The 22,757-nt window shown below is 64.1% G+C and carries 21 protein-coding genes; 9 read left to right on the top strand and 12 right to left on the bottom strand.

Features of this window, described 5'->3' with window-relative positions:
• The 3 genes from NJH59_RS03245 to NJH59_RS03235 are packed head-to-tail and all read right to left on the bottom strand — an operon-like array spanning position 1 to position 3,546.
• Entirely contained in the window at positions 1 to 996 is a 996-nt protein-coding gene (locus NJH59_RS03245; RefSeq protein ID WP_253086379.1) for an ABC transporter permease, read from the bottom strand.
• The gene (locus tag NJH59_RS03240) at positions 993 to 2,543 is read right to left on the bottom strand and encodes a sugar ABC transporter ATP-binding protein (protein ID WP_253086378.1); all 1,551 of its coding nucleotides are present in this window, start codon (positions 2,541 to 2,543) and stop codon (positions 993 to 995) included. Before NJH59_RS03240 ends, NJH59_RS03245 begins: the two co-directional genes overlap by 4 nt.
• Before the next feature lie 46 nt (positions 2,544 to 2,589).
• On the bottom strand, positions 2,590 to 3,546 hold the full coding sequence (locus NJH59_RS03235; protein ID WP_253086377.1) for a sugar ABC transporter substrate-binding protein: 957 nt from the start codon (positions 3,544 to 3,546) through the stop codon (positions 2,590 to 2,592).
• A 335-nt stretch (positions 3,547 to 3,881) separates the two neighbouring features.
• Between NJH59_RS03235 and NJH59_RS03230 the strand changes: the two genes are divergently transcribed.
• The 3 genes from NJH59_RS03230 to NJH59_RS03220 all read left to right on the top strand — a co-directional run bounded on the left by NJH59_RS03230 (position 3,882) and on the right by NJH59_RS03220 (position 6,568).
• Complete coding sequence (locus tag NJH59_RS03230; RefSeq protein WP_043860815.1) at positions 3,882 to 4,970, top strand: asparaginase; 1,089 nt, start codon at positions 3,882 to 3,884, stop codon at positions 4,968 to 4,970.
• 197 nt (positions 4,971 to 5,167) lie between these two features.
• Positions 5,168 to 5,413, top strand: a complete 246-nt coding sequence (locus tag NJH59_RS03225; protein ID WP_043860816.1) for a DUF1654 domain-containing protein — start codon at positions 5,168 to 5,170, stop codon at positions 5,411 to 5,413.
• An 87-nt stretch (positions 5,414 to 5,500) separates the two neighbouring features.
• On the top strand, positions 5,501 to 6,568 hold the full coding sequence (locus NJH59_RS03220) for an endonuclease/exonuclease/phosphatase family protein (protein ID WP_054915269.1): 1,068 nt from the start codon (positions 5,501 to 5,503) through the stop codon (positions 6,566 to 6,568).
• A 43-nt stretch (positions 6,569 to 6,611) separates the two neighbouring features.
• Here the strand turns inward: NJH59_RS03220 and NJH59_RS03215 are convergent, their stop codons facing one another.
• Positions 6,612 to 7,577: a DUF559 domain-containing protein gene (locus NJH59_RS03215; protein ID WP_253086376.1), complete on the bottom strand. Its 966-nt coding sequence runs from the start codon at positions 7,575 to 7,577 to the stop codon at positions 6,612 to 6,614.
• Positions 7,578 to 7,722: 145 nt separating this feature from the next.
• Positions 7,723 to 8,391, bottom strand: coding sequence for an FMN-binding negative transcriptional regulator (locus NJH59_RS03210; protein WP_253086375.1), 669 nt, complete (start codon positions 8,389 to 8,391; stop codon positions 7,723 to 7,725).
• Positions 8,392 to 8,489: 98 nt separating this feature from the next.
• Between NJH59_RS03210 and NJH59_RS03205 the strand changes: the two genes are divergently transcribed.
• The gene (locus NJH59_RS03205) at positions 8,490 to 9,983 is read left to right on the top strand and encodes a PLP-dependent aminotransferase family protein (RefSeq protein ID WP_253086374.1); all 1,494 of its coding nucleotides are present in this window, start codon (positions 8,490 to 8,492) and stop codon (positions 9,981 to 9,983) included.
• On the opposite strand, the gene NJH59_RS03200 is transcribed toward NJH59_RS03205, so the two are convergent.
• From NJH59_RS03200 to NJH59_RS03190, 3 genes are read right to left on the bottom strand one after another with little or no spacing between them, the layout of a single operon-like run.
• Positions 9,962 to 10,387 (bottom strand): HD domain-containing protein, encoded by a 426-nt coding sequence (locus NJH59_RS03200; RefSeq protein ID WP_043860821.1) that lies wholly within the window; start codon positions 10,385 to 10,387, stop codon positions 9,962 to 9,964. The genes NJH59_RS03205 and NJH59_RS03200 overlap by 22 nt on opposite strands.
• A gap of 12 nt (positions 10,388 to 10,399) precedes the next feature.
• Positions 10,400 to 10,915 (bottom strand): GNAT family N-acetyltransferase, encoded by a 516-nt coding sequence (locus NJH59_RS03195; RefSeq protein ID WP_043860822.1) that lies wholly within the window; start codon positions 10,913 to 10,915, stop codon positions 10,400 to 10,402.
• Positions 10,916 to 10,970: 55 nt separating this feature from the next.
• Complete coding sequence (locus tag NJH59_RS03190) at positions 10,971 to 11,540, bottom strand: SPOR domain-containing protein (protein ID WP_054915273.1); 570 nt, start codon at positions 11,538 to 11,540, stop codon at positions 10,971 to 10,973.
• A gap of 93 nt (positions 11,541 to 11,633) precedes the next feature.
• On the opposite strand from NJH59_RS03190, the gene NJH59_RS03185 reads away from it, so the two are divergent.
• Positions 11,634 to 12,098 carry a cysteine hydrolase family protein gene (locus NJH59_RS03185; RefSeq protein ID WP_043859730.1) on the top strand — a complete coding sequence of 155 codons (465 nt, stop codon included), beginning with the start codon at positions 11,634 to 11,636 and terminating at the stop codon, positions 12,096 to 12,098.
• A 46-nt stretch (positions 12,099 to 12,144) separates the two neighbouring features.
• On the opposite strand, the gene NJH59_RS03180 is transcribed toward NJH59_RS03185, so the two are convergent.
• The 4 genes from NJH59_RS03180 to NJH59_RS03165 all read right to left on the bottom strand — a co-directional run bounded on the left by NJH59_RS03180 (position 12,145) and on the right by NJH59_RS03165 (position 16,564).
• Complete coding sequence (locus NJH59_RS03180) at positions 12,145 to 14,391, bottom strand: Orn/Lys/Arg decarboxylase N-terminal domain-containing protein (protein ID WP_043859729.1); 2,247 nt, start codon at positions 14,389 to 14,391, stop codon at positions 12,145 to 12,147.
• Between the two features lie 86 nt (positions 14,392 to 14,477).
• Positions 14,478 to 15,230, bottom strand: coding sequence for a DNA polymerase III subunit epsilon (gene dnaQ / locus NJH59_RS03175; protein ID WP_229589435.1), 753 nt, complete (start codon positions 15,228 to 15,230; stop codon positions 14,478 to 14,480).
• Between the two features lie 86 nt (positions 15,231 to 15,316).
• Positions 15,317 to 15,772, bottom strand: a complete 456-nt coding sequence (gene rnhA, locus NJH59_RS03170; protein ID WP_043859728.1) for a ribonuclease HI — start codon at positions 15,770 to 15,772, stop codon at positions 15,317 to 15,319.
• Positions 15,773 to 15,781: 9 nt separating this feature from the next.
• Positions 15,782 to 16,564, bottom strand: coding sequence for a class I SAM-dependent methyltransferase (locus NJH59_RS03165; protein WP_043859727.1), 783 nt, complete (start codon positions 16,562 to 16,564; stop codon positions 15,782 to 15,784).
• 80 nt (positions 16,565 to 16,644) lie between these two features.
• Between NJH59_RS03165 and gloB the strand changes: the two genes are divergently transcribed.
• The 4 genes from gloB (at position 16,645) to NJH59_RS03145 (ending at position 22,756) form a co-directional block, all read left to right on the top strand.
• Complete coding sequence (gene gloB / locus NJH59_RS03160; protein WP_253086373.1) at positions 16,645 to 17,424, top strand: hydroxyacylglutathione hydrolase; 780 nt, start codon at positions 16,645 to 16,647, stop codon at positions 17,422 to 17,424.
• Positions 17,425 to 17,523: 99 nt separating this feature from the next.
• The gene (locus NJH59_RS03155) at positions 17,524 to 18,945 is read left to right on the top strand and encodes a LysM peptidoglycan-binding domain-containing protein (RefSeq protein WP_043859725.1); all 1,422 of its coding nucleotides are present in this window, start codon (positions 17,524 to 17,526) and stop codon (positions 18,943 to 18,945) included.
• A 119-nt stretch (positions 18,946 to 19,064) separates the two neighbouring features.
• Positions 19,065 to 20,897 (top strand): extracellular solute-binding protein, encoded by a 1,833-nt coding sequence (locus NJH59_RS03150; protein ID WP_054915278.1) that lies wholly within the window; start codon positions 19,065 to 19,067, stop codon positions 20,895 to 20,897.
• On the top strand, positions 20,894 to 22,756 hold the full coding sequence (locus tag NJH59_RS03145; protein ID WP_088515226.1) for an extracellular solute-binding protein: 1,863 nt from the start codon (positions 20,894 to 20,896) through the stop codon (positions 22,754 to 22,756). Before NJH59_RS03150 ends, NJH59_RS03145 begins: the two co-directional genes overlap by 4 nt.
• Position 22,757: the final 1 nt, after the last annotated feature.

The raw sequence follows: 22,757 nt of genomic DNA, 5'->3' as shown, positions 1-22,757 counted from the left end.
TCAGGTCCGCCGGCGCGCGCGCCGGCTGCGGTAAGTGTCGAGAACCACGGCGATCACGATGACCGCCCCGGTGATGATGCGTTTGGTCGGCTCGCTGGCGCCGATCTGCGCCAGCCCTGCGGCCAGCACCGAAATGATCAGCACACCGAAGAAGGTGCTGATGACCGAACCGCGACCGCCCATCAGGCTGGTACCGCCGATCACCACGGCGGCAATCACCTGCAGCTCCAGCCCGGAGCCGGCGTTGGGGTCGGCGGCCTCCAGCCGCGAGATCTGGAACAGCGCCGCCAGGCCGGCCAGCAGGCCCATCAGCGAGAACACCAGAATCTTGTACGGGCGCGGATCGATGCCGGCCAGGCGCACGGCCTCTTCGTTGGTGCCGATGCCGATCAGGTAACGGCCGAACACGGTGCGGGTCAGTACCAGTTGCGCCACCACGATCACCAGCAAGGCGATGATGAAGGCCGGCGAAATGCCGAAGGCCACCGGCTCCGACAGCCAGGCAAAGGCATCACCGATGTACGCGGTGCGCGAGTCGGTGAGCTGGTAGGCCACGCCACGCGCCATTTCCAGCACACCCAGCGAGACGATGAACGAAGGGATGCGCCAGGCCACGGTGATCGAGCCGGTAAGGGTCCCGGCCAGTGCCGCGCACCCCATGCCGAGCAGTGCCGCCGGCAGCACGCTCCAGCCCCAGCCCAGAACCGCCACGCTGACCGCCGACGCGGCCAGGGCCAGTACCGAGCCCACCGACAGGTCGATGCCGCCGATGATCAACACGAAGGTCATGCCCACCGCCAGCACCATCAGGTCGGGGATCTGGTTGGCCAGGGTGCTGAAGGTGCCGTACGACAGAAAGTGGCTGCTCAGCAACGAGAACAGCACCACCATCGCCAGCAGCGCACCGGCCAGGCCCAGGTAGGTCCCCAGGCCGAGGTAGGTACCGCTGCGCCGGGCCGGTGAGCCAGGCGGTGTGTCTATCGGGGAGGTGTTCATGCGGGGTTCCTGGGCACTGCGTCTTGCAGCAGCGCGTCACGTTTCTGATAGCCGGCAAAGGCAGCGGCCAGTAGCTGGTCCTGGCTCCAGTGCTCACGCTCGAAGGTTTCAATCAGGCGCCCTGCCGAAAGCACGCCGATGCGATCGCAGATCAGCATCAGTTCGCGCAGGTCGCTGGACACCACCACCAGCGCCTTGCCCTGGCGGGTCAGCTCGGCGAGCAGCCCATAGATGTCGAACTTGGCGCCCACATCGATACCGCGCGTGGGCTCGTCGAACAGCAGCACGGCGCAGTCGCGCTCCAGCCAGCGGCCGATCACCACCTTCTGCTGGTTGCCACCCGACAGCTCCCCCACCGTTTGTGCGGGCCCGGCGCTGCGGATGCGCATGGCTTGGATCTGGCGCTCGGCCAGGGCACGCTCGGCAGCACCGTCCACCAGGCCCGCGCGTGAGATCGCCGGCATGTTGCCCAACGCCAGGTTGGCGCTGACCGACTGCGACAACAGCAGGCCTTCGCCCTTGCGGTCTTCGGTAATCAGGGCCACGCCGTGGCGCACTGCAGCCATGGGCGAATCGATGCGCACCGGGCGCAGCGGGCTGCCCAGCTCGATGCTGCCGCTGTCGGCCGTGTCGGCACCGAAGATCAGGCGCAGCAGCTCGGTACGCCCGGCACCGATAAGCCCGGAGATGCCGAAGATTTCGCCGCTGCGCACCTCGAACGAGACGTCCTGCACCTTGTCGCCCCGGCCCAGGCCGCTGACACGCAGTACCGGCTCGCCGATCGTGCGGCGCCCCAGGTCGATATGCTCGCCCAGCTCGCGCCCCACCATCAGGTTGACCAGTTGCTCGCTGCTGTAGCGCTGCATCGGTTCCACGCACACCAGCCTGCCGTCGCGCAGCACGGCAATGCGCTGGGCGATGCGCTTGAGCTCTTCGAGGCGGTGGGAAATGTAGATGATCGACACACCCCGTTGCTGCAGGCGCTCGATCTGGCGGAACAGCAGCTCCACCTCGCGTGCGGTGAGCATCGCGGTGGGCTCGTCGAGAATCAGCACATGGCAGTCGCCGATCAGGTTGCGGGCGATCTCCACCATCTGCTGATGGCCGATACCCAGCTCGCCGACCAGCGTATCGGGGTCGATCGCTTCGAGCCCCACCTGCGCCATTGCCGCGGTCGCCAGTTGGCGCAGGCGCGTGCGATTGACCCAGCCGGCGCGGCTGGGCAGGTTGTGCAGAAACAGGTTCTCGGCCACGCTCAGGGTCGGCAGCAGGTTGAGCTCCTGCATCACCATGCGCACGCCCTGGCGCTCGGCCGCGGTGCGGCTGGTGGGCTGATACACCTGGCCCTGGTAGAACATCTGCCCGGTGGTGGGGGTTTCGAGCCCGCCGATGATCTTCGACAGGGTGCTCTTGCCCGCACCGTTCTCGCCAGTCAGGGCCAGCACTTCGCCGCGCAGCAGGGACAGTTCGATATCGCCCAGCACGGGCTGGGCGTAGGTCTTGCCGATTGCACTGACCGACAACACGACATCCGCAGTCGCCGACATAAGGTGTTCTCCTGGCGCCCGCACCACGGCAGGCACCGTCAGCGGGCTAGGGCTGCTTGACCAGCTCGACCGGGGTCTGGATGACGTTGTCGGCATCCACGTCCGGCTTCTCGCCGCGCAGCATCTTCAGGGCCGCCTCGATACCGAACACCGCCTGCTTGGCGGCGTATTGATCGGCCGTGGCCAGCACCCGACCGTCGCGCAGCATCGGCTGGATCGCCTTGATGTTGTCGTAGCCCACCACCTGCACCGCGCCGACCTTGCCTGCCGCGCGCACCGCCGACACCGCGCCGAGCGCCATGCTGTCGTTGCCGGCCAGCAGCGCCTTGAGGTCGGGGTATTCGTTGAGCATGGCCGAGGCCACGGCATTGCCCTTGTCGATCTCCCAGTTGCCCGATTGCACCGAGACGATCTTGATCTTGGCTGCCTCCATGGCGTCCTTGAAACCGGCGGTACGCTGCTGGGCGTTGGTGGTGGTCGGCACGCCCTCGATGATGCCGACCTGATCGCCCACGCTCAGGCGGGTGGCCAGGTACTCGCCCACCAGGCGCGCGCCCTTGCGGTTGTCGGGGCCCACGAAGGGCACGCTGAGGTTCTTGCTCTTGAGTACATCCGGGTCGAGGCGGTTGTCGATGTTGACCACGGTGATCCCCGCTTCCATGGCCTTCTTGACCACTGGCACCAGGGCCTTGGAATCGGCCGGGGCAATCACCAGCGCGTTGACGCCGGAGACGATCATCTGCTCGACGATGCGGATCTGATTGCTGGTATCGGACTCGTCCTTTATGCCATTGGATACCAGGTCGAACTCGCCTGCGTGGTCTCTCTGGTAGGCCTTGGCGCCGTCTTCCATGGTGAGGAAGAACTCGTTGGCCAGCGACTTCATCACCAGGGCCACCTTGGGCTTGGCGGTGTCGGCATGGGCGTGGCTGAAGGGTACGGCGGTGGCGAGGGTGGCCAGCATGGCAACGGCCAGCAGGCGTCCAGCGAAGGGCAGCGTCATGGGTTCACTCCGAATCTTATGATTTTTGTCGGGTCGCAAACGTTTGCGGTTAACAACTATGGAAACGCTACCGGGTTTTGTCAAATCTGCCGACCGCCCTTCATGGCCCCAATAGTGCCGGGAATTATCCTTAAAATCTTCGGAAAACCGAACATCCGGCATCGCAATAATTCGGGTTTCCGAAAGCAGTGCCGGGCAGCACGGGGCATAAGCCCAAATATATTTCTTATAAATCAATGAATTGACGTAAACGCTCAGTTAATTGGGCAACTGGTACGCTTTCTGCTGAACTTGTGTGGGCAACACAGCAATTTCACTCATAAGGAACAATAACGATGAAAGCTGCGCTTCACTCCTTCGCTCCGGCCGCCCTGGCCCTGTTCATGTTCTTCCCTGCTGGCGCCTACGCCAAGGAAGCCGAAACCCAACAGAAACTCGCCAACGTGGTTATCCTCGCCACCGGCGGCACCATTGCCGGTGCTGGTGCCAGCGCCGCCAACAGCGCTACCTATCAAGCCGCCAAGGTGGGCGTCGACAAGCTGATTGCCGGTGTTCCGGAGCTGGCCAACCTGGCCAACGTGCGCGGCGAGCAGGTGATGCAGATCGCCTCCGAAAGCATCACCAACGAAAACCTGCTGCAACTGGGCAAGCGCGTTGCCGAGCTGGCCGACAGCAAGGACGTGGACGGCATCGTGATCACCCACGGTACCGACACTCTGGAAGAGACCGCCTACTTCCTCAACCTGGTGGAAAAGACCGACAAGCCGATAGTGGTCGTGGGCTCCATGCGCCCCGGTACCGCAATGTCGGCTGACGGCATGCTCAACCTGTACAACGCCGTGGCCGTGGCCAGCGACAAGCAATCGCGCGGCAAGGGCGTGCTGGTGACCATGAACGACGAGATCCAGTCCGGTCGCGACGTGAGCAAGTCGATCAACATCAAGACCGAAGCGTTCAAGAGCGCCTGGGGCCCGATGGGCATGGTCGTGGAAGGCAAGTCGTACTGGTTCCGCCTGCCGGCCAAGCGCCACACGATGGATTCGGAATTCGACATCAAGACCATCAGCAGCCTGCCTGCCGTGGACATCGCCTACAGCTACGGCAACGTCAGCGACACCGCCTACAAGGCCCTGGCGCAAAATGGCGCCAAGGCCATCATCCATGCCGGTACCGGCAACGGTTCGGTGTCTTCGCGCGTAGTGCCGGCCCTGCAGGAACTGCGCAAGAACGGCGTGCAGATCATCCGTTCGTCCCACGTCAACCAGGGCGGGTTCGTGCTGCGCAACGCCGAGCAGCCTGACGACAAGAACGACTGGGTAGTGGCGCACGACCTGAACCCGCAAAAAGCGCGCATCCTGGCCATGGTCGCCCTGACCAAGACCCAGGACAGCAAAGAGCTGCAGCGCATCTTCTGGGAATACTGAGTGCAGTAGCCCGGCAGGCCGCCCTTCCTACAGCGGGGCGGCCTAACCTCTTGTAACCTCGCCACTTTTATTTTGCCCACGGTGCAGCAAAGCCTGCGCCGTGTGGTCACATGGGTTCTTTGAGCGACACGCAGTTGCGAAAAGCCTTACAGTAAAATACTGTATGCGCATACAGCAAAAACAAGGAACCTGTACCTGTGGCCACCTCCTCTGCCGCCAAGCCCGTCAGCAGCTACGAGCAACTGGGCATCCGCATTCAGAAAATCATCAACTCGCCAACCGCGCAGAAGTCCCGCGCGGCGCTGATCTTTCGCCTGGAGCACGAGTCGCCTGCCGACTGGGAGACCCTGCTCGAGGAAATCGCCGAAAACGACAACGTCACCCTGGCCTACCGGGATGACGGCGGCGTGCAGATTTTCTGGGTTGTGCCCAAGGAAGACTGAAGCCGTCGCCAGGCGCTGCCCGCCCACCCTGCTCCGACTTGTCGCCCTTCTGGGCGATGGTGTTATCCGTAGAATCTGGAAGTAATGATGTTCAAGAATCTTGCAGCTGCAGTGATGCTGCTGATGTTGTTGTGTGGCCAGGTGTTCGCTGAAACGCGTATCGGCACCTGGAACCTGGAACACCTGAGCGACCGCCCCAACAAGGACTTCAAGGCCATTGCCAAGGTCGCCAAAAATGTGGATTTTCTGGCTGTGCAGGAGCTGATGAGCGAAGCGGCCCTGGACAAGCTGGCCAGGGAACTCAGCCGCCAGAGCGGCGAGCCCTGGAGCCACATGGCCTCCGATGCGGTAGGCAGGTCTTCGTACAAGGAAATGTATGGTTTCGTGTGGAAGGACAGCAAGGTCGCCTATGAAGACGGTGCGGTGTCCTACCTGGACCGCAAGAAGATCTTCGAGCGCGAGCCCTACTCCGCGCGCTTCAAGTCACTCACCGACAATGCCTATTTCGTGGTGGCCACGGTGCATATCGTATACGGGAAAAAGCCGTCTGACCGGGTCGCGGAAATCGATGCGCTGTCGAGCTACTGGACCTGGCTGAAGGAAGTCTACCCCGGCAACAATCACATCCTGCTGATGGGCGACTTCAACATGCCGCCCACTTCGCCTGCCTGGAAGTCGCTCAATGCCGCCGCCAGACCACTGGTGGTCGCAGGCGCCAGCACGCTGTCCACAACCGACGGCAAATTCGCCAACCTTTACGACAATATCTTCGTCAGCCATTCCTCGCCGCTGAAGGTCAACAGCGTGGGCGTGTACGACTACCCGAAACACCTGGGCATGACTCACCAGCAAGGCCGGGCGAACATCTCCGATCACGCGCCGATCTTCCTGCGTGCAGAGCTGGGGCAAGGCAAGGGCACGGCCACGACCGCCGCTTCACCGGCAAGACCCGCCGCACCCGCCAAAACCAAGGCTGCAACTGTGGCCGACGCCACCGGGCAAGTGCGCGGCAACCGGGCCAAGAAGCGCTACCACCGCCCGGACTGCCCGTCGTACAACAGCATTGCCGAAAAGAATCGGGTCGAGTTCAGCAGCGAATCTGCCGCCCAGGCAGAGGGTTACAGCATCGCCGGCAACTGCCAGAAGGCCGGCTGAGGGGATAACGGTGCAGCCTTGACGCCAAGGCTGCACCTGAAGGTCACTTGACCAGCTGGAACTGACTGGCGTCCTGCAACTCCAGACGCGGCACGCCCTTGTACTGCTCGATACGCCCTATCACGCACACCGTGCGCCCCTCCAGCGGCTGCGCCAGCAACGTGGCGAACGCCGGGCGATGCTCGCCCCATACCACCAGCCCCAACCGTCGCTTGCTGGGGAAGCTGGCACCCAGGTCGATCCAGGTCGGCTGGCCCCTGGACGACGGTTTGTAGGTCACCTTCATGATCGGGCCCAGCACCGCAGCGCTCTGCCCGATATGGTCGGCGGCCTGACGCCAGTCCAGCGGGTTGTCGCAGGTGGCGCCCTGCAAGGTGGCGGGTGACGCCGGCGCCGCCACTGCCTGGCTGACCACGGCCGAGCCTGCAACCGACTCGGTGCCCTTGAACGCAAACACCACGATCAGAACCCCGATCAGCGCAGTGAATGACATGATCGTGTACTTCATGACCGAAACCTCCTTGTTGAGCCCTTTGATCCGGCTGCCCTGCGCCTGCGCCAACTGCTGCACGCTGGCGCTCTGGCGCGTGCTCGACAGCAGGTCGTGGGCTTTTTTTCGCTCGGCATCGAGCAGTACGCTGATATCCCGAGCGCAACGCTGCGGGTGATCCCTGACATCGCGGTTGGCAAAGCGCAGCACCCTCCAGCCCTGGGAAGTGAGTGCAGACTGCCGCCGCTGCCAGTCGATGAACTCGGGGTGCGACATGCCGGTACCCGTACCGCTTTTGTCATAGCCATCGATTTCGATGGCGATGCGCACGTCTCCCTCTTCATTGATGACAAGGTCGCAGTAGCGTTGCTTGCCGTCATTGTCCTTGAAGGGGTATTGCGCACTCAGCGACTCGTAACGGATGCCCGCCACGAGGCTGAGCACGTTGCTGGCGAACAATCGTTCGTAGTCACTGCCGAACCGCGCCGCATTGGCCTTCAACCACTCGTCCTGGGTCATGTCCTGTCGTCTGCGCTGGAAAGTCGAGCCGGTGCAAAAGCACCCACTCTCGACCGATGCAGTCAAAAAGCCATAACGCAGCCGAGCCGTCGATTCTGGCCGACTCTGTAGGAAAAGTCGATTTTCAGGTGGGATAAGGCGGTGGTCATTCGGGCAACTTCGCCGGCAAGGCCGGCCCGTGCAGGGGGTGACCGGTGGCGCTCAACATGGCTTCGCCCAGTGCTGGTTTGCCCGACGCCTTCAACCCCTGGGCGGCGCCCTGGATATCCCGCCCCTCCTTGTTCTGGCCCAGCTTGAACTTGCCGACCAGACGGGTGATCTCGATCTCGAGCCCGACGATGGCCTTGAGCATGTCGCGGATGTAGTCCTTCGGCGCGTCGGACATCTTCCACGGCACGGGCTGGGATGCTTCGTGGGTGCGCGTGAGCAGGGCCACCAGGCCACGCACGTAGTGCTCGTCATCGTGCAAGGTCACGCGGCCATGGGCGTGCACCACCTGATAGTTCCAGGTGGGCACCTGTTTGTGGGTCTCGTGCTTGCTGGGGTACCAGTTGGGCGAGATGTAGGCATCGGCGCCGCGAAAGATCACCAGCACTTCATCGCCATCCTTGAGTTCGCGCCACAGCGGGTTGGCCCGCGATACGTGAGCATGCAGCACCCCCTGCGTGCCCTCCTGCGGCTTGAAGTGGAACGGCAGATGGTTGGCATCCAGCCCACCCTCGCCGTGGCTGACCAATACACCCAGCGGGTTCTGCATGATCAGTTGATGCAGCACCTCGGGGCGCGACTCGTTGAAAGACTGCGGTACATACATGGTTTGCATCCATCCGGCACAGGGCGATGGCAAATTGTGTGGCGCAACTGGCCCATGGTATAGATCCACTATCAAACAAAATGACTGGACCAGAAAACATGGCGCGCAAAGCCAACGTGGTGGATATTCCTTCGCTGGGCACGCTGGATCGCAGCAGCGGCCAACTGGGGCGCCAACTGGCCCAGGCGCTGCGTGCGGCGATCCGGCGCGGCGACCTCAAGCCCGGCGAGGCGCTGCCCTCGACCCGCATGCTGGCCAGATCGCTGATGATCGCGCGGGGCACGGCCATCGAGGCGTTCGAGCAACTGACGGCCGAGGGGTTTCTGGAGTCCCGCGGCCGTGCCGGCACGCGGGTCGCGCACAGCCTTGAAGAGCCACCTGCCGCGCACACGACAGGTGTGGCGCGGCCCGCCGCCAGCTCGGCACGCATCGAACGCTTTGCACAACTTGCCCGCCGCTTCGGCGAGGTACCCCAGGTACCGTTCGCCGTCTCGGTACCGCTGGGCAAGGCCGCGCCGGATGATATCTGGCGTCGCCTTGGCAACCGGGTGCGCGCCCGCGGCCCGGGCGCCCCTGCCGGCTATGGCGACCCGCTGGGGGAAATCGAGCTGCGCGAGGCGGTGGTGGACTATGTGCGCAAATCCCGCTCGGTACGCTGCGAGGCCAGCCAGGTGATCATCACCTCCGGCACACAGCAGGGCCTGTATCTGGCCTGCCAGGTGCTGCTGGACATCGGCGATTTCGCCTGGGTCGAAGACCCGGCCTACCGCGGTATCACCGCCATTCTCGAAAGCGCCGGGCACAGCGGGCAGATGGTGCGCGTGCCGGTGGACGCCGAGGGCATGGACGTGGAACACGCCGTCGCCACCTGCCCCCACGCCCGCGCCGCCTTCGTCACCTCTTCGCACCAGTACCCGCTGGGCATGCCGATGAGCATGACCCGGCGCGAGGCACTGCTGAGCTGGGCCAGAACCCACAATGCATGGGTGATCGAGGACGACTACGACGGCGAGTTGCGCTATGCAGGGCACCCGTTCCCCTCGTTGCAGGGGCTGGACCCTGAACGGGTGATCTACCTGGGCACCTTCAGCAAGATCCTGTTCCCGTCACTGCGCCTGGGCTATGCGATCGTGCCGCCGGACCTGGTGGACGCCTTCTGCGGTGCCCGCGTGCTGATGGACCGTCATCCGGCCAACGCCGACCAGCAGGTACTGGCGGCCTTCATCAACGAAGGGCATCTGGACCGGCACATCCGCCGCATCCGCGGTGTGTACGCCACCATCCACCGCCAGGTGAACGAAGCGGTGGCGCGCTGGCTGGAGCCTGAGCTGGCCTGGCTGCAACCGACCGACCAGGGCATGCACCTGGTGCTGTGGCTGGCAGCCGGTATCGACGACAGGCAGGTAGCGGACCAGGCCGCAGAGGCCGGGGTGGTGGTGCGCGCGGTATCCCCCATGTATGCGGGGCCGCACGGCAGGCCCGGGCTGGTGCTCGGCCTGGGTGGGTTCAGTGGCGAAGCCATCGATGCGGCAATGCAGCACCTGGCACGGGTGATCGAAAGCGCCAGCGTTCAGGCCAGCGCCTGCAGGTAGGCGCTGGCCTGTTGATAGCGCTGCAGGCGCGCGATGTCTTCGGGGCCGGGCATGGCGATGCGCGAAAGGTCGCTGTTGTCGGCAAGGTCGGCAAGCTTTACCACCCGTGCCAGCGGGTCGCTGCCCAGCCGTGCGACGAAGGCCTCGTAGCTTTCGTCATCGCGCCGGCTCAGCGCCTGCACCGCCGCCAGTATCTTCAGGGCGAAGCCTTCGCGGGCCAGGTCCGACAAGCTCATGCTGGTATCTTCAAGCACGTCGTGCAGCACCGCGACGATGCGCTGTTCGGTGGTCTGCACCCTCAGCATCACCCGCAACGGGTGCAGGATATACGCAGTGCCGCCCTTGTCCTGCTGCCCTTCATGGGCCCTGGCGGCAACCGCAATGGCTCGCTCCAGTGTGGACATAAGCCCCCTCCTCTAACCCTCGCGCCGTCGCAGGCGCGCCATGCTGCAGGCATCGGTGAACACACCGTCACGTAAAGCATAGTCGCGCAAATGCCCTTCCACCTCGAAGCCGTGGCGCCGGTACAGCGCCAGTGCCGGCTGGTTATCGGCGTAAACAGTGAGTTCGACGCGCTGCAGGCCCATCCAGTTGTCCGCCACCTCGAGCACCGCCGACAACAGCCGTGTGCCCACCCCCTGCCCTTGCCAGGCCGGGGCGACGCCCATGCCGATGCCGCCGCAGTGGCCGCGACGTACACGAATGAACTGCTCGAGCGTACAGCTGCCGATCACCTCGCCTTGATGTAAGGCCACCAGAAACACCATTCGTTCGTTGTCGGTGGCGATGCGTTTGCGCCACAGGTCGGCGCTCTGATACGGCATCTGCAGCACCTGCCGCGCCACCTGTGGGTGGTTGTACAGGGCCGTGAGCCCCTCGACGTGCTGTTCGGTACAACGTTGAAGGGTAATGGCGAAGGGCGAATCACTCATGACGGCTCATCCTTGAAGACAAGCCGTGAGTGTAAGAGGCGCCGCCGCGTGCTGGCTAGCGCTCGGCGCCGTGCTGGATGACCACCGAATCGGTACCCAGGCGCGCCATCACATCGTTCTTGCTGGCCAGGGCCTCCTCTTTGGTCGGGTAAGGGCCCAGGAGTACCACCGGCTTGCCGTCGCGGTACACCACCGAGGATGGAATCTGTTTTTCGATCAGGCGCGCGGTCATGTCGCTGAGGGCGCCCATGTTCGGGCCCTGGATGATCTCGACGTCCCAGCCTTCGGGCGCGGGCTGGTCGGCCAGCGCATCGGCGCGGCGCTGCAGGTCGGCACCACCGCAGATTTCGCGGATGCGCAGGTCGCCGCCGGTTTCGTCGATGATGATCTGGTAGTCGTCGCCCTGCTTGATGGCCACGTAGCTGCGGTAAGGCTGGAACACACCGGCCGCGTCCTTGCCACGGAACTGGCCGCAGATATCGCCCTGCTTGTTGAATCGCACGTTGGCGAACTTGGCCGTCTTCGGGTTATCCAGATGCTCGGCAACCTGCTTGTGTACCCGTTCCGCATCGTTGTCACAGCCGGCCAGGGCCAGCACTGCCATTACCACCGCCACTTTGCGCACGCGTCTATCTCCAGGTTTCAAGCGGCGGATTTTAGCATCTGTGCAAGGCCGGGGGTTACAATCGCCCGGCCTTGAACTTCCATAGGGCATTCCATGCGCCAGGTACTGCTGATTATCGACGTACAACCCTCGTTCAACCCGCCGCAATGGCTGGTAGACGGCATAGCATCACTGATCGGCCGCATGCCGTCGGTGGCGAGCGTGGAGCGCCATGATGAATCGGTGACCCCGTTTCAACGTCAGCTGGGCTGGCAACCGGCGGCGCACGACCAGAGCCTGGTGGCGGCAGATCGTATCTTCATCAAGCATGGCTACGCCCCTACGGCCGAGATGCTGGATTACCTCAGGCAATTGAACCCCGAGCGCGTGCTGGTGTGCGGCATACAGACCGACACCTGCGTGCTGGCGGCGGGGTTCGCGCTGTTTGATGCGGGGCTGCAGCCGACCCTGATCAGCGACCTCACGGTAGGGTCGTCGCTGGATCGCTCGGGGCAGTTGGGGGTGAGCCTGTGGCGGCATCATTTCGGGCACGTGGTGAGTACGCAACAGTTGCGGTGAAGGCTTCGCCGGCAAGGCCGGCGAAGCGGCCAGCACAAACCATCCCTCATTCGCGGATGCAATCCACCGTATACACGTCCCCCACCTCATGCTGCAGCCCGTGCACATCGGCCACAAACCCGGGGAACCCACGGTCGAACGCCCGTGCAAAGCCCAGGTAGTCGATGATCGAGCGCGTCGACTCGGTAAAGCGCTCCCCGGGCATGATCAACGGAATCCCCGGCGGGTACGGCACCAGCATCACCGCCGCCACCCGCCCGATCAGGCGCTCGATCGGCACCGCCTCGACCTCGCCGCGCACCAGCTTGTCATACGCATCCCCCGGCTTCATCACCACCTCGGGCAAACGCGTGTACAAGCGCTTGAGCTGCTTGGCCGTGGCGTTGGCGCGGTAGCATTCGTGCAACTGCTCGCACAGGTCGCGCAGGCCCATGCCGTGGTAGCGCAACGGGTCCAGTTGCGCCACGCACGGCAGGCTCTGCAGCAGCGCGGTATTGGCGTCGTAGTTGCGCTTGAACTCCAGCAGTTCGGTGAGCAAGGTGCTCCACTTGCCCTTGGTGATCCCCATCGAGAACAGCACCAGAAACGAATACAGGCCGGTCTTCTCCACCACCAGCCCGCGCTCCCACAGGAACTTGCTGACCACTGCCGCAGGAATACCATGCTCGCCCAGGCTGCCGCCCGCATCCAGCCCCGGCATCACCAGCGTGACCTTGATCGGGTCGAGCAGCACGTAGTCTTCGCTCACATCGCCAAAGCCGTGCCATTCGGCCTGGGGTTGCAGCAGCCAGTCCTCGGTCGCCACCCGGTGAATGCCACCCACCTGCGGCGGTTGCCAGATACTGAACCACCAGTCGTCGTCGGCCAGGTGCTCGCGCAGGTTGGCCAGCGCACGCCGAAAGCTCAGCGCCTCGTCGAACATTTCCTGCAGCAGCGAGCGCCCAGCCGGGCCTTCCATCATCGCCGACGACACGTCCAGCGAGGCCAGGATGCTGTACTGCGGCGAGGTGGAGATATGCATCATGAACGCCTCGTTGAATCGATCACGGTCGAGCTGGCGTGCACCGCCGTCCTGCACGTGGATCATCGAGGCCTGGCTGAACGCGGCCAGCAGCTTGTGGGTGGAATGGGTGCTGAACACCAACGGGCTGTCGGCACTGCGCGAAGTACCCATGGCGTAACGCCCGGCAAAGAATTCGTGAAACGCCGCGTAGGCGTACCAGGCCTCGTCGAAATGCAGCACCTCGACACTGTTGCCCAGCACCTGCTTGATCATCTCGGCGTTGTAGCACAGCCCGTCATAGGTGGAGTTGGTCACCACCGCCATCTTCACCCGCGGCTCGCGCCCTGCGGCCAGCGGGTTGGCCTCGATCTTGGCCTGGATCGCCTCGCGGCTGAACTCGCTCAGCGGGATGGGGCCGATGATGCCCAGTTCGTTGCGCTCCGGACACAGGTACAGGGGGATTGCGCCGGTCATGATGATTGCGTGCAGCACCGACTTGTGACAGTTGCGATCCACCAGCACCAGGTCGTCACGCCCGACCATCGAGTGCCAGACGATCTTGTTGGCGGTGGAGGTGCCGTTGATCACGAAGAAGGTGTGGTCGGCGCCGAAGTTGCGCGCCGCACGCGCTTCGGCCGCCGCCAGGGGGCCGGTATGGTCGAGCAGCGAACCCAGCTCCGGCACCGACACCGACAGGTCCGAACGCAGGGTGTTCTCGCCGAAGAACTGGTGAAACGCCTGGCCCACCGGGCTCTTGCGATACGCCACGCCACCGCCATGGCCCGGCGTGTGCCACGAGTAGTTCGATTGCGCGGTGTGCTGCACCAGGGCCTTGAAGAACGGCGGCAGCAGGCCGTCCAGGTAGTTGTGCGCCGCCCGCGCCACTTGTCGGGCCAGAAACGGCACGGTGTCTTCGAACAGGTAAAGGATGCCGCGCAACTGGTTCAGTTCGCTCATGGCGTCGGCCGGGGCGTTCTCCAGGGTCACCTGCTCGCCCAGTGCGAAGATCGGCAAGTGCGGTGCGCGCACCCGCGCCAGGCGAATCAGCTCGACCATGTTCTGCAGCAGATGGGTGTTTTCCCCCGCGCCTTCGGCCGCAATCAGCATGCAGGCCAGGCCGTGGTGGGTGGCCGCTACCAGGCGGCCCTCGGCGTAGTCCACCGCCGGCAGAATGGTAAAGCCGTCCTGGGCCAGTTCCTGGGCAATGCCGCGCACGCGATCACCGGCCACGCTGTCGGCCTTGATATCGCGGTGCACGATGAGTATCGGAAACTTGAGGTCCTTGTACATGGGCGCCGGCACCTTCTGAGCGACAGACCGTGAGGCCGTTCATTTCAGGGTAGAAGGTCGGCGCCAGGTACGCGGCGGGATTTGCTTCAGCGGGCCTCGAGCAGTTGCTGCCACAAGGCCGGGCCACCGGTGGATTTTGCCACTGCTTCAAGGCGCGCCATGTGCGCTTGCAGCTCTGCCTCGGTGGCCGGGATGATGCGCCCCGGCTGACGCCCCACCAGCCGACGGATCTCGCTGCCCTGGCTGGACTGGCCTTCGCCCTCGCTGTCGCTGCCGGCCAGTGACAGGCTGGTCTGGCCGCCGGTCATGGCCAGGAACACGTCCGCCAGCAACTCGGAGTCGAGCAACGCGCCGTGCAGTTCGCGGCCGGAGTTGTCTACGCCATAGCGTTTGCACAAGGCATCGAGGCTGTTGCGCTGGCCGGGGTGACGCTCGCGGGCCATCAGCAGGGTGTCGAGCACCTCGCAGTGCTGTGCGATATCGGCGCGATCGTGCTGGCCGAGCATGGCGAATTCGTTGTTGATGAAACCAACGTCGAACGCCGCGTTGTGGATGATCAGCCGCGCGCCCTTGATGTACTCGAAGAACTCGTCGGCGATTTCGGCGAAACGCGGCTTGCCCACCAGGAATTCGTCGGTGATGCCGTGCACCCCGATCGCGCCCTCGTCGCTTTCGCGGTCGGGCTGCAGGTACACGTGGAAATTGCGTCCGGTCATGCGCCGGCCGACCAGCTCGATACAGCCGATCTCGATGATGCGGTGACCATCGGCCACCGGCATACCGGTGGTTTCGGTGTCGAGCACTACCGACCTGTTGTTCTGCATCTCCACGTCGGTCATCTCCTGCCGCGTACTGCCTGAATATTGAAAGCGGCGAATTTTACCTCACCCGGGGCAGGATGTGGCGAATTCGCTAAAGGGAGGGTTCAGCGTTGCTTGCGCAGATCGTCGACGCCGCGGTTGGCCAACTGGTCGGCACGCTCGTTGCCCGCGTGGCCGACATGCCCGCGCACCCACTGCCATTTCACGTTGTGGCGGTTGACCTGTTCGTCGAGCTGCTGCCACAGGTCGGCGTTCTTGACCGGCTCCTTGGCGGCGGTCTTCCAGCCACGCTTCTTCCAGTTGACCATCCACTCGGTGATGCCTTTCATCACGTACTGCGAGTCGGTCACCAGCAGCACATCACACTGGCGCTTGAGCGCCTCGAGGCCCTTGATGGCGGCCATCAGCTCCATGCGGTTGTTGGTGGTTTCGCGCTCGCCGCCCCACAGCTCCTTTTCGACGCCCTTGCAGACCAGCAGCGCGCCCCAGCCGCCCAGGCCAGGATTGCCCTTGCAGGCACCATCGGTGTAGATCTCGACGCTTTCGACGCTTTCGCTCATGTACAGCCTTTATTCATCATTGAAGGTGCGGCCCTCGGGGTGAGGCGTGCGCCGGTTGACCTTGGCCATCGGCAACGGCAGCAGCTTGCCCATCGGCTCGCGGCGCACCTGGCGCAGCGGGCGCAGGCCCACCACCATCTTGCGCGCCACCAGCACGTACACACCGCCACCGGATATCTGCCAGCGCCCGGCAGCACGCTCCCAGCCAGACAACCGTGCCTGCCAGGCCGGCGAGGCAAGCGGCGGACGATAGCACCCGAAGCGGCGTTTCTCCAGCGCGAAGCCCAGCAGGTTGAGCCAGTCGCCCACCCGCGACGGCGAGATGCAGCGCGCCTTGCGCAACGCATCATGGGCAAACACCCGGCGCAGGCCCCAGGTGCTCCAGGGGTTGATCCCGACGATCAGCAGGTGCCCGCCAGGGCGCACGCTGCTGGCCGCCTCGCGCAGCAGGCCGTGGGGCGAGAGGCTGAAGTCCAGCCCGTGCTGCAGCACCACCACGTCGGCGGCGTGCTCGCTCAGGGGCCAGGCCTGTTCTTCGCACACGATCTCGACGCCCGGCAGCGGCGCCCCCAGGCGCACGTTGCGTTGCACCTGCGGGGCATTGGGCGGTGCCTCGGCGCAAGGGCCGTAATGCACCAGGTAGCCACCGAAGAAGCGCCCCAGCTCCTCTTCGAGCAGGCGCTGTTCCCCGGCGAGCAGCTGCTGGCCCAGCGGGCCGGCGAACCACTCGCGCGCCTGGCTGATCAGCTCGAGCCACTGCGGGTCGGCCTGGGCAAAGGCTTGATCGGTCATTGCTGTCTCCCTTGGAAGGTTCTCGACAACGCACATAGCTACTAAGATGCACCCATGTCCACCGTTTGGCGAATCGCACGATGATACAGATACAGGCCCTGCCCGCTTTCAGTGATAACTACATCTGGTTGTTACAAGATGCCGTGAACCAGCGCTGTGCGGTGGTCGACCCGGGCGATGCCGCCCCCGTGCTGGCCTGGCTGCAGGCGCATGCCGACTGGCAACTGACCGACATTCTGATCACCCATCACCACCACGATCATGTGGGCGGCGTTGAGCAGCTCAAGGCGCACACCGGCGCCCGCGTCAGCGGCCCGGCCAACGAACGCATACCCGCCCGCGACCAGGCCCTGAACGACAATGACCGCCTCGAGGTGCTGGGGCTTGAGTTCCAGGTGTTCGCCGTACCCGGCCACACCCTGGGGCACATCGCCTATTACTGTGCCCAGCCGCAGTTGCCGATGCTGTTCTGTGGCGACACGCTGTTCGCCGCCGGCTGCGGGCGCCTGTTCGAGGGCACGCCGGAGCAGATGCACCACTCGCTGGAGTGCCTGGCAGCGCTGCCGGCGGCCACCCAGGTGTATTGCGCCCACGAATACACCCTGAGCAACCTGCGCTTTGCCTGTGCGGTCGAGCCGCAGAACCCGCACGTTATCCAACGCTTCGAAGACGTTACCGCACTGCGCGCGCAAGATCGCATCACTTTGCCCTCCACCATCGCGCTGGAGAAGCTGACCAACCCGTTTTTGCGGGTAGCAGAAACATCCGTTAAACAAAAAATAGACGAACGGGTGGGCCGCATAAACCCTACGCCCAGTGCTATTTTTGCGGGGTTGCGGGCCTGGAAAGACACGTTCTAAACAGGCGCTGTGAAGGTCGGAAAATTCTCAAAGGTTGACCGATGGGGGGTGCCTTTCTAGAATCGCCCGACATTTTTGCCCGGAACTTTCCCCCAGCCAATGTCGTCCCCTAGCCGCAGAACCTTCAATTCCGTTGCCCTGACGCGCCTGGCCCAAGCCAGTGCGCTGGCCCTGGCCGCCACCCTCGTGGGCTGCCAGAGCACGCGCCAGGTCGATGAATCCGATAGCGTTCGCGCGCACAACTTCCAGGCGCGGATCAAGCAGAAACCGATCTTCGTGCATGACAAGAAGCCGGTCGAGCCAGCCGTGGCCCAGGACGTCTGGGAACGCATGCGCCAGGGCTTCCAGTTGCAGGACGGCATTGCGGTGAACCCGCGCATCGAGCAGCAGCGCCTGTGGTTCGCCAGCAACCCTTCGTTCCTGGAAGGCGCCGGCGACCGCGGCAGCCTGTACATCCACTACATCGTCGAGCGTCTTGAAGAGCGCGACATGCCGCTGGAGCTGGCCCTGCTGCCTGCAATCGAAAGTGCCTACAACCCGATGGCCTATTCCCGCGCCCACGCGGTGGGCCTGTGGCAGTTCATCCCGTCGACCGGGCGCTACTTCAACCTGCGCCAGACGCGCTTCTACGATGGCCGTCGCGACATCACCGCCTCGACCAACGCGGCGCTGGACTACCTGACCCGCCTGCACGACATGTTCAACGGCGACTGGCTGCTGGCGCTGGCGGCCTACAACGCCGGTGAAGGCACGGTCAGCCGCGCCATCGAGCGCAACGAGAAGCTCGGCCTGCCAACCGACTACTGGAACCTGCCGCTGCCCAAGGAAACCCGTGACTACGTGCCAAAGCTGCTGGCCCTGTCGCAGGTGGTACTGACACCGCAGGCGTATGGCGTGAACCTCAACCCGATTGCCAACGAACCCTACTTCGAAGCCGTGGCGATCAAGGACCGGCTCGACCTGTCGCGGGTCGCCGCACTGGCCGAGATCGACGAAGACGAACTGTTCCAGCTCAACCCGGCCTTCAAGAAACGCATGACCGTGGACGGCCCGCAGCAGTTGCTGGTACCCACCGCCAAGGCGCAACTGCTGACCACCAGCCTGTCGAACATGAAGCCCGAAGAGCTGCTCAGCCTGCAGCCGAAGAAGGCGGTATTCGAGGCAGCCCTGGCCGAAGCCTCGACGCCGGTGCGCAACAGCCGCTACCGGGTCAAGCGTGGCGACAACCTGGGCAGCATCGCCCGGGCCAACAAGGTCAGCGTCAAGGATCTGCAGCGCTGGAACAAGCTGCGCGGCAACAACCTCAAGGTCGGCCAGACCCTGGTGATGCAAGGTGCGCAGCCTGCCAGCGCGGCCGGCAACCAGAAGAAGCCTACCCAGTACAAGGTGCGCAAAGGCGATTCGCTGTACATGGTGGCCAAGCGTTTCAACGTTGAAATGCAGCACCTCAAGCGTTGGAATCCGCGCAGCGGCCACGCCCTCAAGCCCGGCCAGACCCTCACCGTCTACCTGCCGCACTGAGACCCGGGCCAGGCCTGCCTGGCCGCGGCCCCGGCGATCTCCGGGGCTGCTCTTTTTCCTGCCGATACAAGCTGTTACTGTAGCCGGAATAAAGCCCAAGCCCGGATCGGATCGCCGACTTGATACGTCCCCTCCTGTTGCTGTCATTCAGCCTGGCCTTGAGCTTTCCCGCGGGCGCGACCATCAGCGAAAGTCACGGTTACGCCCAGTTCGGCACGCTCAAGTACCCAGCCAAATTCACCCATTTCGATTGGGTAAATCCGCAAGCGCCCAAAGGCGGCACCTTGCGCGCCATGGCATTCGGCACGTTCGATACCCTCAACCCCTATACCTTCAAGGGCTCAAGCCCGGTCACCACGCCCAACTTCCTGCAGTACGGGGTGAACGAGCTGAACGAGACCCTGATGGTGGGCACCGGCCAGCGCGACCCCTCGGGCGATGAAGCCACCTCCAGCTACGGGCTGATCGCCCGTTCGGTGGAGTACAGCGAAGACCGCAGCTGGGTGGTGTTCAACCTGCGTCCCGAGGCACGCTTTCACGATGGCCGGCCGATCACCGCCGCCGACGTGGCGTTCTCCTACCGCACCCTGCTCAAGGAAGGCCACCCGCTCTACCGCACCAACCTGCAGGAAGTGCAGCGGGTCGACATCCTCAACCCCAAGCGCATCCGCTTCGTGTTCAAGCGTGCCGGCAACCCGCTGCTGATCTTGCGCCTGGGCGAAATGCCGGTGCTGCCCCAGCATTACTGGAAAGGCCGCGACTTCAAGGCCACCACCTTCGAACCGCCACTGGGCAGCGGCCCGTACCGCATCACCCAGGTACAGCCAGGTCGAAGCCTGGTGTTCGAGCGGGTCAAGGACTACTGGGGCAAGGACCTGGCAGTCAACCGCGGCAAGTACAACTTCGACCGCGTCGAGTTCGAGTTCTACCGCGACAGCGATGTGGCCTTCGAGGCCTTCAAGGCGGGTGAGTTCGATGTCTACATCGAGCACCAGGCCAAGAACTGGGCCACCGGCTACAACTTCCCCGCTGTGCGTCGTGGCCAGGTGATCCAGGCGCAGATCGCCCACCAGATCCCGACCCAGACTCAGGGGTTGTTCATGAACAGCCGGCGCGCCGCCTTCAGCGACGACCGCGTGCGCCAGGCGCTGGGCCTGATGCTGGACTTCGAATGGACCAACCGCACCCTGTTCAGCAGCGCCTACAAGCGCGCCAGCAGTTACTACCCCAACAGCGAGTTCAGCGCCACCGGCCTGCCGGTGGGCAAGGAGTGGCTGCTGCTGGCGCCGTACCGCGACCAACTGCCTGCCGCCCTGTTCACCCAGCCCTACAGCGTGGGCAAGACCAACGGGCGCGGTATCGACCGCGATACCCTGCGCCAGGCCCTCAACCTGCTCGGCCAGGCAGGCTGGAAGCTCAGCGGCCAGCGCCTGCTCAACAGCAACGGGCAGCCGCTGAAGCTGGAAATTCTGCTGGTGAACCCGAACCTGGAGCGGATCCTGCAACCTTATGTCGAAAATCTTGCCAGCATCGGTATCGACGCGCGCTTGCGCACGGTAGACCGGGCCCAGTACAAACAACGGCTGGACCAATTTGATTTCGACATGATTCTGATGACCCTGAACCAGACCCTGAGCCCGGGCCTTGAGCAGTGGCTGTATTTTCATTCCAGCCAGGCCGCCACCAAAGGCAGCAAGAATTACGCGGGTGTGAAGAGCCCCGTGGTCGACCACCTGCTAGAGTCCCTGCTCAATGCACAGAGCCGCGACGACCAGGTGGCTGCGGCGCGCGCCCTCGATCGAGTGCTGCTATGGCAGCACTACATGGTTCCCAACTGGTATCTCGACTATCACCGCCTGGCCTACCGCAACCGGTTTGCCTTTGTCGCCACGCCGCCCTACACCCTGGGGCTGAACAGCTGGTGGCTCAAGCCCACGGAGAACGCCCAATGATGCCATTGCCGTGCCTGCGCCTGATCGCAGGCGGCCTGCTGCTGGCCAGCCTGAGCCTTCAGGCCCTGGCCGCCCCGCAACATGCAGTGACCCTCTACGACGAAGCGCCCAAGTACCCGGCCAACTTCAAGCATTTCGACTATGTGAACCCCGACGCGCCCAAGGGCGGCACCTTTCGCGTCAACGGCTCCGGCAGCTTCGACAGCCTCAACCCCTTCATCAACAAGGGCGTGCCGGCCGACAACATCGATCTGGTGTACGACACCCTGGCGCGCAACAGCCTTGATGAGCCATTCACCGAATACGGGCTGCTGGCCAGGCAGATCGAAAAAGCCCCCGACAACAGCTGGGTGCGCTTCTACCTGCGCCCCGAGGCGCGCTTTCAGGATGGCCATCCGGTTCGTGCCGAAGACGTCGTGTTCACCTTCAACACCCTGGTCACCAGCGGCGCACCGCTGTACCGCGCCTACTATGCCGACGTCGACGAAGTGATCGCCGAAGACCCGCTGCGTGTGCTGTTCAAGTTCAAGCACAAGGGCAACCGTGAACTGCCGCTGATCCTCGGCCAGTTGCCGGTGCTGCCCAAGCACTGGTGGGCCAACCGCGACTTCACCAAAGGCAACCTGGAGATCCCCCTGGGCAGCGGGCCGTACAAGGTCGCCGAGGTCAAGGCCGGGCGCTCGGTCCGCTACGTGCGCGACCCCGACTACTGGGGCAAGGACCTGCCGATCAACCGCGGCTTCTACAATTTCGACACCATTCGCGTCGACTACTACCGCGACAACACCGTGGCGCTCGAGGCACTCAAGGCCGGCCAGTTCGACTACTGGCTGGAGGTCAGCGCCAAGAACTGGGCCACCGCCTACAACATCCCGGCAGTTCGCCAGAACCGCCTGATCCGCGAAGAGATCGCCAACGGCAACCCGACCGGCATGCAGGGCTTCGTGTTCAACCTGCGCCGCCCGATCTTCCAGGACGTGCGCGTGCGTGAGGCACTGAGCCTGCTGCTGGACTTCGAGTGGACCAACAAGCAGCTGTTCAACGGCGCCTACACCCGCACCACCAGCTACTTCGAAAATTCCGACATGGCGGCCAGCGGCCTGCCGGATGCGGCCGAACTGAAACTGCTGGAACCGCTGCGCGGGCAGATCCCCGACAAGGTGTTCACCGAAGCGTTCAAGAACCCGGTCACCGATGGCAGCGGCATGATCCGCGAGCAGCAACGCCAGGCCTACAAGCTGCTGCAGGAAGCCGGCTGGCGCATCCAGGATGACAAGATGGTGGATGCCCAGGGCAAGCCGGTGGTGATCGAGTTTCTGCTCGCCCAGACCGAGTTCGAGCGCATCCTGCTGCCCTACAAGCGCAACCTGGCCGACCTGGGCATCGAGCTGAACATTCGCCGGGTGGACGTATCGGAATACATCAACCGCCTGCGCTCGCGCGACTTCGACATGATCGTGGGCGGCTTCCCGCAATCCAACTCGCCGGGCAACGAGCAACGCGAGTTCTGGCAGAGCGCGAGCGCCGACAAGCCCGGCAGCCGCAACTTCATGGGCCTCAAGGACCCGGCCGTGGACACCCTGGTGGACGGCCTGATCAATGCCGACTCGCGCCAGAGCCTGATCGAACACACCCGTGCCCTGGACCGCGTGCTGCAGTGGGGCTACTACGTGGTACCCAACTGGCACATCAAGACCTGGCGCGTGGCGTACTGGAACCATATCGGCCACCCGGCCACGCCGCCCAAGTACGACATCGGCATCAACACCTGGTGGATCAAGCCGGATGTGAAACCGGTGGTGCCGGGGGCCGCAGACGCCGCCCCAGCCGATGCTGCCCCAGCGGGCGAGGCACCTTGAC

Source organism: Pseudomonas sp. VE 267-6A (assembly GCF_024126555.1).
GTDB lineage: Bacteria > Pseudomonadota > Gammaproteobacteria > Pseudomonadales > Pseudomonadaceae > Aquipseudomonas > Aquipseudomonas palmensis.
The sequence above is the reverse complement of the archived record's forward strand: the minus strand, read 5'-3'. Positions and strand labels throughout refer to the sequence as shown.